General features: G+C 69.9%; 15 protein-coding genes. 7 read left to right on the top strand and 8 right to left on the bottom strand.

Going from position 1 to position 12834, the window contains the following annotated elements:
• Positions 1 to 21: 21 nt before the first annotated feature.
• Entirely contained in the window at positions 22 to 2610 is a 2589-nt protein-coding gene (locus PKE84_RS12150; protein WP_271177514.1) for a S8 family peptidase, read from the bottom strand.
• Between the two features lie 238 nt (positions 2611 to 2848).
• Positions 2849 to 3049, bottom strand: coding sequence for a hypothetical protein (locus tag PKE84_RS12145; protein WP_271177513.1), 201 nt, complete (start codon positions 3047 to 3049; stop codon positions 2849 to 2851).
• Positions 3050 to 3163: 114 nt separating this feature from the next.
• Here PKE84_RS12145 and PKE84_RS12140 point away from each other — a divergent pair, with 114 nt between their 5' ends.
• The 5 genes from PKE84_RS12140 to PKE84_RS12120 all read left to right on the top strand — a co-directional run bounded on the left by PKE84_RS12140 (position 3164) and on the right by PKE84_RS12120 (position 5979).
• The gene (locus tag PKE84_RS12140) at positions 3164 to 3940 is read left to right on the top strand and encodes an isocitrate lyase/PEP mutase family protein (RefSeq protein WP_271177512.1); all 777 of its coding nucleotides are present in this window, start codon (positions 3164 to 3166) and stop codon (positions 3938 to 3940) included.
• A gap of 123 nt (positions 3941 to 4063) precedes the next feature.
• Positions 4064 to 4201 (top strand): hypothetical protein, encoded by a 138-nt coding sequence (locus PKE84_RS12135; protein ID WP_271177511.1) that lies wholly within the window; start codon positions 4064 to 4066, stop codon positions 4199 to 4201.
• 31 nt (positions 4202 to 4232) lie between these two features.
• Complete coding sequence (locus PKE84_RS12130; protein WP_271177510.1) at positions 4233 to 5189, top strand: NAD-dependent epimerase/dehydratase family protein; 957 nt, start codon at positions 4233 to 4235, stop codon at positions 5187 to 5189.
• A gap of 100 nt (positions 5190 to 5289) precedes the next feature.
• Positions 5290 to 5421, top strand: coding sequence for a hypothetical protein (locus PKE84_RS12125; RefSeq protein WP_271177509.1), 132 nt, complete (start codon positions 5290 to 5292; stop codon positions 5419 to 5421).
• 282 nt (positions 5422 to 5703) lie between these two features.
• Positions 5704 to 5979 carry a hypothetical protein gene (locus PKE84_RS12120; RefSeq protein ID WP_271177508.1) on the top strand — a complete coding sequence of 92 codons (276 nt, stop codon included), beginning with the start codon at positions 5704 to 5706 and terminating at the stop codon, positions 5977 to 5979.
• 10 nt (positions 5980 to 5989) lie between these two features.
• On the opposite strand, the gene PKE84_RS12115 is transcribed toward PKE84_RS12120, so the two are convergent.
• From PKE84_RS12115 to PKE84_RS12100, 4 genes are all read right to left on the bottom strand, one after another.
• Positions 5990 to 6772 (bottom strand): PspA/IM30 family protein, encoded by a 783-nt coding sequence (locus tag PKE84_RS12115; RefSeq protein WP_271177507.1) that lies wholly within the window; start codon positions 6770 to 6772, stop codon positions 5990 to 5992.
• Positions 6769 to 7383, bottom strand: a complete 615-nt coding sequence (locus tag PKE84_RS12110; RefSeq protein ID WP_271177506.1) for a hypothetical protein — start codon at positions 7381 to 7383, stop codon at positions 6769 to 6771. Before PKE84_RS12110 ends, PKE84_RS12115 begins: the two co-directional genes overlap by 4 nt.
• A gap of 109 nt (positions 7384 to 7492) precedes the next feature.
• The gene (locus tag PKE84_RS12105) at positions 7493 to 8290 is read right to left on the bottom strand and encodes a hydroxypyruvate isomerase family protein (protein WP_271177505.1); all 798 of its coding nucleotides are present in this window, start codon (positions 8288 to 8290) and stop codon (positions 7493 to 7495) included.
• Between the two features lie 141 nt (positions 8291 to 8431).
• Positions 8432 to 9379 carry an aldo/keto reductase gene (locus PKE84_RS12100; protein ID WP_271177504.1) on the bottom strand — a complete coding sequence of 316 codons (948 nt, stop codon included), beginning with the start codon at positions 9377 to 9379 and terminating at the stop codon, positions 8432 to 8434.
• A gap of 52 nt (positions 9380 to 9431) precedes the next feature.
• On the opposite strand from PKE84_RS12100, the gene PKE84_RS12095 reads away from it, so the two are divergent.
• Complete coding sequence (locus tag PKE84_RS12095; RefSeq protein WP_271177503.1) at positions 9432 to 9788, top strand: MerR family transcriptional regulator; 357 nt, start codon at positions 9432 to 9434, stop codon at positions 9786 to 9788.
• Between the two features lie 94 nt (positions 9789 to 9882).
• Here the strand turns inward: PKE84_RS12095 and PKE84_RS12090 are convergent, their stop codons facing one another.
• Both PKE84_RS12090 and PKE84_RS12085 read right to left on the bottom strand, forming a co-directional pair.
• Positions 9883 to 11406, bottom strand: coding sequence for an ATP-dependent DNA ligase (locus tag PKE84_RS12090; protein ID WP_271177502.1), 1524 nt, complete (start codon positions 11404 to 11406; stop codon positions 9883 to 9885).
• A gap of 32 nt (positions 11407 to 11438) precedes the next feature.
• Positions 11439 to 11618 carry a hypothetical protein gene (locus PKE84_RS12085; protein WP_271177501.1) on the bottom strand — a complete coding sequence of 60 codons (180 nt, stop codon included), beginning with the start codon at positions 11616 to 11618 and terminating at the stop codon, positions 11439 to 11441.
• Between the two features lie 176 nt (positions 11619 to 11794).
• Here PKE84_RS12085 and PKE84_RS12080 point away from each other — a divergent pair, with 176 nt between their 5' ends.
• Positions 11795 to 12733: an NAD-dependent epimerase/dehydratase family protein gene (locus PKE84_RS12080; RefSeq protein ID WP_271177500.1), complete on the top strand. Its 939-nt coding sequence runs from the start codon at positions 11795 to 11797 to the stop codon at positions 12731 to 12733.
• Positions 12734 to 12834 lie beyond the last annotated feature (101 nt).

The following is a 12834-nucleotide window of genomic DNA, read 5'->3' as shown; positions in this document are numbered from 1 at the left end:
GCGCCCGAACCGGATGCCTCCCTACTCGAGCTGCAGGGGAGGTTGCGCCGTGAATCCGAACGGCGCGCCCTCGGCCGAGGTGATCCTCAGAACGTAGGCGCCGGGCTCGAGGCCCTCGAGCGCGAGCGACCGCCGGCCGGCGACCTCCGTGCCCTGGCGCACGGTCTCTCCCGCGTCGTCGAGGAGCTCCACCAGCACCGATGAGGGCAGCTCCGCGCTCACCCCCGCGCCGAGCACCAGCTCGCCGTCGCCGAGCAGATCCTCCCCGATCAGCACCCCGCGCAACTCTTCAGGATCGATGACCCAGTCCGGATGCACGTCCTCCCACCAGTCCGGCAGGATGCGCAGCTCCTCCTGCCAGTTGCGGCGCAGGGCGTCGCCGTCGAGCTTGGTCCCCACCCAGAGCGAGTACCGCGTGTGCGTCGGGCCGGAGACCCGCACATAGAAAGATCTGCCGCGTTCGAGCAGGAGCTGCACGGCACGGTCGTGCTTGGTGACGAGCGGGGTTCTTGCGCTGTCGTACAGCGTCACGTCGACCTTCTCGTCGCTGCCGATCGAGATCTGCGGGATCTGCAGGGAGCCGATCGAGGCGGGGACGTCGACGTGGAAGTAGTCCTGATCGGCGGTCGCCGGGCCGGCGCCGAGGCTGTGCAGCGTGAGCGGGAAGACCCCGGGCCCGTGATCGGTGCGGAAGTACTCCTGCCAGACCAGTCCCGCCGGCTTGGCGACCCGCAGGCGCGTCGCCGTGTCGAACGAGTCGTTCACCTCGAACGAGTCGGGCGCCAAGGTGCCCGGCCGGATGCGCCCGGAGAGCACGTACGCCGTGGGGCCACTGCCGCGCACGACCAGCCGGTAGCGTCCGGAGCCCAGGTCGGCCGTCAGATGGGAGGCGCCAACGGCGGGTGAGGTGACCACCGCATCCGGATCGACGGCGTTCGGGTCGGTGCTCTCGAGGGCCAGGCTGACCTTGGACAGGCGGTCGTACCACTGCAGGTCGACGGTCACCGTGGAGAACGAGGCGACATCGAGCAGGAACTCGTCGCGGTCGCCGGTGCGGTTGACCGCCCAGTTGAAGATCGGCTCGAAGGTGCCGTCGGCGCGCGGGAACAGTCGTTCCGGCGCGCTCTCGGTCGACGATTCGGCCATCTTGGCGGACATGGCCGACCAGACCGCCGCGTAGGCGTCGAGCCCCTTGCCGCCGGGGCCCGCGCCGTCCCATCCGGTGTTCACCAGGGTGTCGCGCAGCTGGTCGACCGTGAGGGAGGGGTTGGCTGCGCGCATCATCGCGGCCACGCCGACGACGAGGGGCGCCGAGAACGACGTGCCCGAAACGAGGGAGCCCGCCAGGCTCGTCGGCACGTTGGTCGGCACGACCGGGATGTTGACGCCCGGAGCCCACAACTGCACCGAGCTGCCGTAGTTCGAGAAGCCCGCCTTCGTACCGTCGTCATTGAGCGCGCCGACCGTGAGCGTCCGCGGGGTGCGCGTGGCGGGGCGCAGCACGGAGTCGTCGGGGAGGTCGATGTTGTCGTTCCCCGCCGACGCCACCATGAGCACGCCGTTGTCGGCCGCCCAGTTGAACGTGTCGTTCCAGGCGCTGGTGCCGAAGAAGAGCTCGGTGGAGGTGAAGCCGCCCGAGTACACGACGAGCGGGATGCCCCACTGGGCGCACCGGATCATCGCGGTCTTCGCGGAATCGGCCGTCCGGTCGTCGTAGAAGTAGCAGGCACGCGCCACACTGCCGCCGGATCCCGCGGCGCCGGCGGTGTTTCCGACGACGGCGGCGGCCGCGCTGGCGACCATGGTTCCGTGATAGCTCGAGCGGCCGGGACCGGTGGGGATCCCCGCGGTGTCGTCGACCGTGTTCCAGCGCAGGGTGCCGGTGCCGAGGTCGCTGATCGTCTGGGCTCCGCCCGAGCCGGGTGTGGTGGGCGCGTCGAACCAGAAGCCGCTGTCGACGACGGCGATGAGCACGGGGCCACCGCCGGCGAAGCGCGTGAGCTTGAGGGTCTCGATGAGCTGCCAGGCATCGGCGATCCGCGAGCGCCCGGTCATCGACGGCCAGGTGAGCGGGTCGGAGCCGAACACGAGCCCGGCACCCTCCGTCGGGCGCCGCAGCGGCAGCGTGCGGTGGTCGACGCCGACCTCGTTGAGCCAGACGCCGCGGCCCTCCGCGCGCATAGGGGCGATCAGTGCGGTGAGGGCGTGGCCCGCGGGATCCGAGTACCGGATGCGGTCCGCCGAGAGACCTGCCCGTTCCAGGACCGCCCCGAGGTCGACATCCGTGGAGTCGGGGAGCTGCTCGAAGCGGATCTTCACGCTGCGGGGGAGGCCGGTCGGGTCGACGGGCTCCTCGCGCCCGAGGCCCGCGCGGCGGAACCGCTTGGGCAGCTCCGGATCGGAGGCGTCGCGCACGACGCGGCCGCCGCGGGCGATGAGCTGCTCGATCAGGTCGCGATCCTCCGCATCGACGATCACCTCGTCGGCCACGAAGCTGGTCGGTTTCGCGTCGTCGATCGTGAACGCGGTGACGCGCCTGCCGATCTTCCACGATCGCGCGAGAGCGAACCGCGCGAGCGCGGTCGGTGACTCATCGACGCCGATATCCATGATGACTGTCCTTTCGCCGCGTCCGGTGGGCGACGGATGTCGCATCCACGGTCGGTCAGACGGACCGGGCCTCGATCTCCGGTGCGCGGCTGCGGGATGCGCGGAGCGGAATGCGCGGATGTGGACTGCGCGGATGCGGGGTCATGGAGTGCGCACCGGTAGAACGCCCGGTGCATGCCTACGGTCCCGATGGTACCGAGGGGCCGCAGGCGGGGTCAACGGAAAGATGAGAGATCGTTCAGGTTTGCGGATCGCGCGGCTTCCGCCGGAACAGGCGGCGCCACCAGGCGCCGAGGCGCGCGGTCTGGCGGTCGGTGAACTCGTTGGAGAGGCTCTGGGTCTCCTGCCCGAGGTCGCCACCCTTCATGATCGACTCGAGAGCGCTCAGTGCGCGCTGCTCCTGCTCGGCGGCCCGCCGGCGGCGCTCGTCGTCGTCCATCTCCCCAGCCTACGGACCGTCGTCACCCCGCCGTCGTCACCTGGACGGGCCGGGGCCTCGCGGAGGCCTCGCGGAGGCCTCGCGGAGGCACGGGCGCGGACGTATGGTGCAGAGATGACCGACATACGAGAACGCGCGACCGAACTCCGCCGCTTGCACGATGCCACCGAACTGCTTCAGGTCGTCAATGTCTGGGATGCCGTGAGCACCACGGTGATCGCCGGCCTCCCTGAAACGCGCGCCATCGCCACTGCCAGCCACTCCATCGCCGCGTCCTTCGGCTACGAAGACGGCGAGAAGATCCCCCTCGACCTGATGCTCGACGCGATCGCGCGCATCGTCGACGCGACCGACCTGCCGGTGAGCGCGGACCTGGAGGCCGGATACGGCGACCCGGGCACGACCATCCGGCGGGCGATCGGTGTCGGTGCCGTCGGCGCGAATCTGGAAGATGCCAAGCGCCCGTTCGCCGAGGCGGTCGCCGCTGTTCGTGCGGCGGTGGCCGCGGCCGACGCCGAGGGTGTTCGGTTCGCTCTCAACGCGCGGACCGACGTCTTTCTGGGCGAGGACCCGCGCCCGGCGGAGGAAAAGGCACGCGAAGCGATCGAGCGCGGTCGTGCGTTTCTCGACGAAGGGGCCACATGCGTCTTCGTGCCCGGGCTGCTCGATGAAGCGACGATCGAGACATTGGTCGGCGGTCTGGGCGAGCGCAAGCTGAGCGTGATCGGCGTTCCCGGCTCCGTTGCTCCCGCGCGGCTGCAGGAACTCGGCGTCGCCCGAGTCTCGTACGGCCCGTGGACGCAGAGGGTCGCCCTCACCGCGTTGCAGGATGCTGCGCGGGAGCTCTACGCCGGCGGTGCGCTCCCCGAGGGCACCCGGCCGCTGAACTGACGCGTGCCCCGGCCACCGCAGGTGCGCGTTGGCCGCGAATCCCGCAGAACCGTAGGTGCACGGTCCACGAGGGCATAGCCTTCGGATTACCGAGCCATCGTGGCTCCCGATGGAGGAATCACAATGGGCGAGAAATCATCACGCAAGACGACCGCCACGCCGGCAGCGCGCTCCCTCAAGGAGAAACGCGCGGACAAGCACGCGAAGCGCGACGCGCAGGACCACGCCGCCGACGTCGTGAGCAACGTCAAGAAGAGGTAGCGCAGGCGCGCTTCCGTCCACGAGGAGCAGTATGAAGGTCGTCGTCATCGGTGCGACAGGACACGTTGGCGGATACCTGATCCCCCGACTCGTCGGCGCCGGCCACCAGGTCGTCGCTGTGAGCCGGGGGACATCCGCTCCCTACCGGGACGACCCGGCCTGGAGTCACGTCGAGATCGTCACGGCCGACCGCACGGCCGAGGATGCCGAGGGAACCTTCGGCGCGCGCATTGCTGCGCTCGACGCGGATGTCGTGGTCGACATGATCTGCTTCACCGCCGACTCCGCGCGGCAGCTCGTCGACGCCATCCGGGGTCGTTCGCGGCTCGTGATGTGCAGCACGATCTGGGTCTACGGAACGCTCGCGGCGGTCCCGGCCACCGAGTCCGAGGCGGAGAGCAGCCCGCCGTGGGGCGACTACGGAGTCGGCAAGGCCGCCATCGAGGCGTTGCTGCGGCACGAGGGCGAGAACGGCTTTCCGAGTCAGGTGCTGCGACCCGGCCACATCAGTGGTCCCGGCTGGAAGATCATCAACCCGCAGGGCAACCTCGACCTCGGTGTCTGGGAGGCCCTCGCCAGCGGCGGCACGCTGCTGCTCCCGAACTTCGGGCTCGAAACGGTGCACCATGTGCACGCAGACGACGTCGCTCAGGCGTTCGCGCTCGCCGTCGATGCCCCACGCTCAGAACGAACCGAGTTCTACAACATCGTGTCCGAGCGCGCTCTGACGCTCCGCGGCTTCGCGGAAGCGGCGGCCGGCTGGTTCGGACGCGACGCGTCGATCGAGTACCTCCCGTTCGACGAGTTCCGTTCCCGGATCGCGGACGACGACGCGCGAACGACCTACGAGCACATCGCGCGCAGCCATTCGATGAGCATCCGGAAGGCGCGCGACGAGCTCGGCTACGCACCCGCTCACACGAGCCTCGAGGCGGTGCGCGAGGCCGTCGACTGGCTGCGCGCCGACGGGCAGCTCTCGGCCGAGTAGGGGCGCTTGCCCCTACGCCCACCGATCACTAGCACTCGACACGCGACACATCATCGAAGACCTGATGTTTCACGACTCGAAGCGATCGCAGTGGACACATATGGCTGACCTCGTCGCCTACACCGCGTACGCCCACGTGAACAAGCATTCGCTCAACGAGTTCGCCTGGGACTGGTACACGCGATACCTTGCCGCGAACGATCCGGCGGGGTCTCCGCAACAGATTGTTTAAACAGCAAGGCCCGCCTGTCCACGAGCGTGGGGCGAGCCTGCCTAGCGATTTTACCGCGTCCGTGCCGTCGCTGTGCCGGGCAGTTGTTGAACGCATGTATTCGTACGTCTGTCGACTGCATGCAGCGCTCGGCAGGCTCAAATTGTCTTCAACGCGTAGACGGCGGCAATTCGGACGGGTCCGTCCGCGTCGCCGCACGTGTTAAAGCGTCAGGCTCTGATCGCGTCATGTTGTTCCGCCAGGGTGGTCGGATGCTGCTGCGGCTCGATGGGGAGGCGATGGATGACGCGCACGCGATTGACCCCGAGGGTGGTGCTGTGCTGGGGCATCGCCGTGACCGTGGCCGCCGTGGCACTCGACCTCTTCTACCTCCCGGTGTCGTACACGATGCAGACGCTGGGCGCGACGGGCGTCGACGCGGGATTGCTGTCGGTGGTCCACGCCGTGCTCGGGGTCGCCAAAGAGCTCGTTCCCCGCATCGGAGCCGCGCTCATCGCGGCGAGCATCGTGATGTTCCATGGCGAACGGCTGGCGCGGGAGCGCCCGCCGACCGCCTGAGCGTGCGATGTCAGGGGGCGCTGGAGCCCTGGCCGATACTCTTCCAGCTGTCGGGGTCGTTGGGGTTCGATCCGGCGCCGTCGCGGGAGCCGGCCGCGGCCGCATCCTTCATCGACTGCAACTGACGTTCGACGTCGGCTTTGGCGGCGCCCGCCGCGAGCTGCCGCTCGAGGTCGGAGTCGGCCGGCGCCGTCAGGTCGTTGAGGGCGCCGCTGGCGAGCAGTTCCTCGGTCGCCGAGGCGCGCGCCTGCATCTGCGCGATCTTGTCCTTCGCGCGGTTGAGGCTCGCCCCGGCGTCGTTCATCTGGGTGCTGATGCCCGCAGCCACCTCGTTCGCCCGGGCCTGCGCCTGCGATGCCGTGTAGGAGGCCTTCATCGTCTCCTTCTCGACCCGGAAGGCTTCGAGGCGCTCGGTGAGACGGCGCTCGTTCTCCTGCAACTGCGCCTGCTGCCGCTCGAGCATGGCGTGCTGATCGCGCAGCGCGGCCACCTGGCCCTCCAGGAGGGAGCGCCGTTCGAGTGCTTTTCTGGCGAGGTCCTCGCGGCCCTGGGTCAGCGCCTCCTGGGCCTGCTGCGCGAGGCGCTGATAGCGTGCGCCCATCTCCTGGCCCTGCAGCTCGATGCGCTTGCGGGCCGTCGCGACTTCGGCCAGCCCTTGACGCACCTGCTGCAGCATCCGGACCTGCTGGTCGTAGCTGTCGTCGAGGGCCTCGCGGGGGTCCTCCATCCTGTCGAGTGCACGTGAGGTCTTGATGCGGAAGATGTCGCGCATCCTGGACGTGTTGCTGCTCATGATTCGTTCCCCCCGTAGAGTCGGTTCGTCGATGGTTGGCGGCGAGGCTGGGGCAGGCCGTCGTAGGCGTTGAGGGTGTGCAGTTCCTGCACTCCGGCGTGCAGGGCGGCGACCTCGCGGTCGACGTCCGCTCGCAGCGCGACGAGCGCATCGTCGCTGAGTTCCCCGAGGCCGGACGAGACCGCGGTACGCAACCGGCGCACGATCCCCTCCATCTGCTCGACCCGGTCGCGTGCGGTCGGGACCTCCGCGGCGAGCACGGCGGTGTCGGTCTCGCTCTCCATCAGCCGCAGCTGCGTGTCGAGCGTCGAGCCCTCGGCCTGGATCCGGCGGAACAATCGCACGAGTTCGCCTCGCGGGCCGGAGCCGCGCAGGGCGATGTCCACGGCGGCCCGTCCGCTGTCGAGCGCGTCGTTGAGCCGCATCCGGAGCTTGAGCACCTGCTGCTGCGGGCCCCAGGTGAAGGCGGTGCGCGTGCGGAGCACGGCATGGTTCAGGGCGCGGTTGCGGCGGATCCGCTTGTAGATCGCCCGAACGATGAGCACACCGACGAGGATGCCCGTGAGGGCGATGAGGGCGAGTGCGATCAGCACTCCGGCTAGCACCATCATGGGCGTCACTGAGCTCCTCTGCAGTCTGGTACAAACGCGATGTATCGCGTTTCGGCAAAGGTACGCCCATTGGGCGCAAATTGCATGCGGCAATCGTCCAGGTTCGCGGTCAGTGAGGGCGGGGGACCCGTCCGTCGACGCGCTCGGCGATCTCCTCCACGGCGGCGAGCGACGCGACGGTCTCGGTCGTCGGCGTGTATTCCATCCCGAACCGCCCGGTGTAGCCGAGGTCGCGGAGCGTGCGGAACTGCCGCTCCCAGTCGATCGTGCCCGTTCCCGGCTCGTGGCGACCCGGGGCATCCGCCACCTGCACGTGGCCGACGAGCGCGATGTCGCCGCCGACCGCCTCCGCGAGGTCCTCGTCCATCATCAGTGCGTGGTACGCATCCAGCAGCAGCCGGATGTTCGGCGACCCGACCTCGCGCACGATCTCCAGCCCCTCGCGGGTCGACGACAGGTAGGTGCCGACGTGGTCGACCCGGGTGTTCAGCGGCTCGAGCAGGATCGTCACCCCCGTGCCGTCGAGGATGGCGGCGGCCGCCGACAGCACGTCGACGATGGCCGCGTGCTGGGTCGCGCGGTCGACACCCGCGATCTCGTCGCCCGAGACCGCCACCAGATACGGCGAGCCGAGCCGCTGGGCTGCAGCGAGCGAGTCGCGCACGTCATCCAGGTAGCCGGCGTGCGTGGCGGGATCGGCGAGGTCGGCTTTCGGGTCGACGATCAGCGACAGCAGCGTGACGCCGGTGTCGTCGAGCGCCGCGGCGATCGCGTCGAGATCCTTCTCGCGCCATCCCCAGATCTCGACCGCGTCGAGCCCGTGGGCGGCGGCGGCCCGGATGCGCGATGCCGTGTCGTCGCCCGCCTCGGTGAACAGCCACTCCAGGTTGGCGGCGATGGACGACATGGGCGCTCCTCGGGTTTCGGCTTCCCGCGATGCTATCCCGGCACGCGCCCCCATCCCCAGGGTGCCTTTCGTTGACGGGTGGCAAATCGGCCTAAACACGCCGATGGTGCCCGCGTTCGCCACCCCTCAACGAAGGTGCCGCTAGGCAGCCGCGTCGTCGAGCAGGGCGCGGTGCTCGGCCGAGAGCTGCAGCGCGACCCCGGCGAGGGCGCTTTCGAGCTGATCGAGCTTGCTGCCGCCGAGGATCGGCCGGATCGCCGGGCTGCCACCCGCGAGCCACGCGAGCACGACCTGGCCGCGGGCGACGCCGAGCTCCGACGCGACGCGATCGAGCGCTTCCAGCCTGCGGTCCGAGCCCGGGTGCAGGTACGCCTCGGGGATCTTCTTGGCCGGGTTGTCGTATGCACCGCTCAGAAGTGGCGTGTATGCCCAGAGCTCGAGGCCGTTCTCGACCGCGTAGTCGACCTGCTCGTCGCTCATCAGCCCGAAGCGATGGTCCTGGCCGGCGGGCACGGCGCCCGGCCGCGTCGACAGGAAGGTGCGGCTCAATTGCAGCGCCGAGAACGGATGCCCCCCGAGCCCGGCCAGATGTGCCCGCGCCCGTTCGACACGCCAGGCCGGATGATTGGACGCGCCGATCCTGCCGGCGATGCCTTCGTCGACGAGGGCCGAGAGTGCTTCGGCGGTCTCCTCGATGGGCACCGAGCGGTCTTCCATGTGCGCCCACAGGAGTTCGACGTGATCGGTACCGAGCCGCTCGAGGCTGCCCGCGGTGGCCTCTCGGATCGCGCGCGCGGACAGCCCTTCCCGGGAGGCGGGCCAGTCCCCGGCGACCGTGGGCTCGGCGCCGACCTTCGTCGAGATCCTGACCCGTTCGCGCATCCCGGGCCGTGCCTTCAGCCAACGGCCGAGGAGCGCTTCGCTCTCGCCGCCGTAGCCGCTGTCGCTGGCCCAGAAGCTGTAGCAGTCCGCCGTGTCGATCCAGGAGCCTCCGGCCTCGACGAAGCGGTCGAGGATGGCGAACGAGGTGTCTTCATCGATGGTGACGCCGAACATCATGGCGCCGAGGACGAGTGGCGATTCAGTCATGGGGCAAGCCTGACTCCTGGAGTCCACTCCAGATCAAGGGCAGGATGTGACCATGACGGATTACACGCCGGCCGAGGTGGTCGAGAACACCGGATTCAGCCTCGACACCCTGCGCTACTACGAGAAAGAGGGACTGCTCGGGCCGATCGAGCGCACGGCGGGCGGCCGCCGACGATACCGGCAGGCGGACGTCGACTGGCTCGGGCTGGTGCGCTGTCTGCGCGACACCGGGATGCCGATCGCCGACCTCAAGGAGTACAGCAGGTTGTCGGCGGACGACACGACGCTTCGCGAGCGTTTGGCCCTGCTCGAAGCGCACGACGCTCAGGTGCAGGCCGACATCGACCGGCTGCGGAGCCAGCAGGATCACCTGCGCGAGAAGATCGACTGGTACCGTCAGCAGCTCTGAGGGGCCCGCTTTCGTTGAGGGGTGGCAAACGCAGGGTCTGTCGGCGTGTTTAGGCGGATTTGCCACCCCTCAACGAAAACCGGGGTGGAGGGGATTACTCGCGGAGGAGGGCGCGCAGCGTCTGGATCGTGTCGGCCTCGCTCGCCGGCTTGTCGTCGCGGTAGCGCTTGACGCGCGCGAACCGCAGCGCGATGCCGCCCGGGTACCGGCTCGAGCGCTGCACCCCGTCGATCGCGATCTCCACGACCGTGGTCGGCGCCACCCACACCGTGCCGGCCGAACTCCGCACCTCGATCTGCGGAAAGTACTCGGTCTGCCAGCGCAGCAACTCGTCGGTGAGCCCCTTGAACGTCTTGCCCACCATCACGTAGCCGCCCGGTTCGCCGAACTCGCCGGTCGGGTCGAGCGCACCGAGATGGAGGTTCGAGAGCCAGCCCTTGCGCCGGCCGTATCCCCACTCGCTGGCGAGCACCACGAGGTCGAACGTGTGCACCGGCTTCACTTTGATCCAGCTGGAGCCACGGCGGCCCGCCGCATACGGTGAGCCGATCGCCTTGACGACGACGCCCTCCTGCCCGGCTTCGATCGCGTCGCGCGAGACGCGCTCGGCGACCTCGGGATCGGCAGTGACCTCGCCGGGGATGCGGTGCGCGCCGGCGACCCGCTCGAGCTCGGCCAGGCGGGTCGAGAGGGGTTCGTCGAGCAGGTCGCGCCCGTCGACGTGCAGGATGTCGAAGAACCACGGATGAAGCACCGTCTCGCGCGCCGCGTCGGCGCCGAAGCGCGACATCGTCTCCTGGAACGGACGGGGCGCGCCGTCTTCGTCGAGCGAGAGCGTCTCGCCATCGAGGATGACATCGCGCACCGGCAGATTGCGCACCACCTCGACGACCTCGGGCACGCGGTGCGTGATATCCGCCAGGCTGCGGGTGAACACCCGGATCTCGTCGCCCGCGCGATGCACCTGGATGCGTGCGCCGTCGAGCTTGTATTCGACGGATGCCTCACCGGTGGTCTCCAGTGCAGCGGAGGTGCTCGCCGCGGTCGCCGCGAGCATCGGCAGTACCGGACGGCCCACCACGAGGCCGACTGCGTCGAGCTCCTCGGCGGTACCGGTCAGGGCCAGCCGTGCGGTCTCGCCGAGGTCGCCGGAGAGCATCGCGGCGCGGCGCACGACGTCGCCGGGGCGGTCGGCCGCGCGGGCGACCGCGTCGGTGAGCACGCCCTCGAGTGCCCCGGTGCGCATGTCGCCGAGCAGCGCTCTCGTGATGAAGTCCTGTTCCCGCTCGGTCGCGAGCGCGGTGAACTCGCCCAGCTCGCGGCTGCGATCGCCCGCAGAGCCCGCTCCGGATGCCTCGGCCAGCCGGTCGAGCAGAGCATCGAGGTCGGCGATCGTGAGGCTCGATTCGGCGGCGGGCGCGCCCATCGCGGCGGAGAGACCCCTCCAGCCGACGCCGACGCGGCCCTGGCGCGGTTTGCCGAGGAGGAACCCGACGGCCGGCGCGATCTCGTCGGGCTCGAGCTGCGCGAGCAGGCCGGCGAGCGCCTCCACCTTCGCCAGCCGGGACCGGGTGGACGCGACGGCATCCGTGGTGTTCACGAGCGCATCGAGCAGCACGACCTCAGTCTGGCACCACCCTCCGACGTCGCTCAGTCGCGGCGCAGCAGGAACCCGATCTGACCGATGCCCATCGGGCGGGTCGCGTTGACGACGTCCCAGCCCTCCGAGACGTAGACCGCGTTGAGTTCGGCCGAGGCGTGCTCCTCGACCTTCGAGCTCTGGATCTCTTTGCGCGCGGTCGGAAGGCTCACGTACTTGTACTCGGTCATGCCGCGATCGTACTGGTCGGCCGGGCCGGCAGCGCTGCATGGGGCGCGACCGAGCGGTCGACGGGCGTACGTTGGGCACCGACGTGCGCAGCACGTCGTCGGAGATGGAGCCCCGGAATGACCATGGCACCCGCGAATCGCTTCCCGGCACAGACCTCTGCGGTCGGAGACCTGCCGTGACCGCGCCGCGGCACGTCGTCTTCGGCTCGGGAGCGGTGGGCATGGCCACACTCGACGCCCTGCGGCGCCGCGGCGAGACCGTTCGCATCGTCAACCGGTCGGGCAGGGCCGACGTGCCCGACGACGTGGAGGTCGTGGCCGGCGACGCCCGCGATCCCGCCTTCACGATCGCCGCCGGCGCGGGGGCGGGCGTGATCTACCAGACGCTCAACCCGCCGTACGCGGAATGGACAGCGCAGTTCCCCGCCCTGCAGGCCGGCGTCCTCGCCGCCGCCCAGGCGTCGGGCGCGCGGCTGGTGAGCATGGAGAACGTCTACATGTACGGGCGGCCGGCGGGGCGGCCCTTCACGGAGGATCGCGCGTACGACGCCGACACGAAGAAGGGCCGGCTCCGCGGCCGGATGGCCCGCGACCTGCTCGAAGCCCACGCTGCCGGCCGGGTCGAGGTGGCGATCGGCCGGGCATCCGACTACTTCGGGCCGCGCGGCGGGGCGCAGTCCAATCTCGGCGATCGCGTCTTCCCGGCCGCGCTCGCCGGCAAGGCCGCCAGCGTGCTCGGCGATCCCGACCAGCCGCACACGTACAGCTACATCCCCGACATCGGCGAGGGCCTCGCGGTGCTGGGCGAGCATCCGGATGCCGCCGGCGCGGTCTGGCATCTGCCGAACGACCCGAACACCAGGAGCACGCGTCAGCTGGTCGAGCTGATCTACACCGCTGCCGGCCAGCCCCGCGCACGCGTGCGGGCGATGCCGCCGTTGCTGCTGCGCACGATCGGCCTCGTCAATCCGACGGTGCGGGAACTCGTCGAGATGCAGTACGAGTTCGAGGAGCCTTTCATCGTCGACAGCAGCAGGATCACCGAGCGGCTCGGCGCGCGGGCCACGCCGGTCGAGGATGCGCTGGCCCATACACTCGACGCCTACCGCCGCTGACGCCTACTGCCGCCGCCGTGTCACACCCGGCGCGGCTGTCCGGTCATAGCTGGAGAACGCCCTCGGAGCGACCGCTCCCCGCGGCTCCCAGCGAAAGGACT

This window comes from Leifsonia poae (assembly GCF_027921845.1).
GTDB classification, from domain to species: Bacteria; Actinomycetota; Actinomycetes; order Actinomycetales; family Microbacteriaceae; genus Leifsonia; species Leifsonia poae.
This window is presented reverse-complemented; position numbering and strand designations above follow the sequence as displayed.

Coding starts and splice junctions, on each gene's coding strand:
- PKE84_RS12120 (WP_271177508.1), top strand. CDS start 5,704: ATGACGCGCACGCGATTGACCCCGAGGGTGGTGCTGTGCTGGGGCATC.
- PKE84_RS12135 (WP_271177511.1), top strand. CDS start 4,064: ATGGGCGAGAAATCATCACGCAAGACGACCGCCACGCCGGCAGCGCGC.
- PKE84_RS12085 (WP_271177501.1), bottom strand. CDS start 11,618: ATGACCGAGTACAAGTACGTGAGCCTTCCGACCGCGCGCAAAGAGATC.
- PKE84_RS12110 (WP_271177506.1), bottom strand. CDS start 7,383: ATGATGGTGCTAGCCGGAGTGCTGATCGCACTCGCCCTCATCGCCCTC.
- PKE84_RS12115 (WP_271177507.1), bottom strand. CDS start 6,772: ATGAGCAGCAACACGTCCAGGATGCGCGACATCTTCCGCATCAAGACC.
- PKE84_RS12150 (WP_271177514.1), bottom strand. CDS start 2,610: ATGGATATCGGCGTCGATGAGTCACCGACCGCGCTCGCGCGGTTCGCT.
- PKE84_RS12130 (WP_271177510.1), top strand. CDS start 4,233: ATGAAGGTCGTCGTCATCGGTGCGACAGGACACGTTGGCGGATACCTG.
- PKE84_RS12095 (WP_271177503.1), top strand. CDS start 9,432: ATGACGGATTACACGCCGGCCGAGGTGGTCGAGAACACCGGATTCAGC.
- PKE84_RS12105 (WP_271177505.1), bottom strand. CDS start 8,290: ATGTCGTCCATCGCCGCCAACCTGGAGTGGCTGTTCACCGAGGCGGGC.
- PKE84_RS12140 (WP_271177512.1), top strand. CDS start 3,164: ATGACCGACATACGAGAACGCGCGACCGAACTCCGCCGCTTGCACGAT.
- PKE84_RS12125 (WP_271177509.1), top strand. CDS start 5,290: ATGGCTGACCTCGTCGCCTACACCGCGTACGCCCACGTGAACAAGCAT.
- PKE84_RS12100 (WP_271177504.1), bottom strand. CDS start 9,379: ATGACTGAATCGCCACTCGTCCTCGGCGCCATGATGTTCGGCGTCACC.
- PKE84_RS12145 (WP_271177513.1), bottom strand. CDS start 3,049: ATGGACGACGACGAGCGCCGCCGGCGGGCCGCCGAGCAGGAGCAGCGC.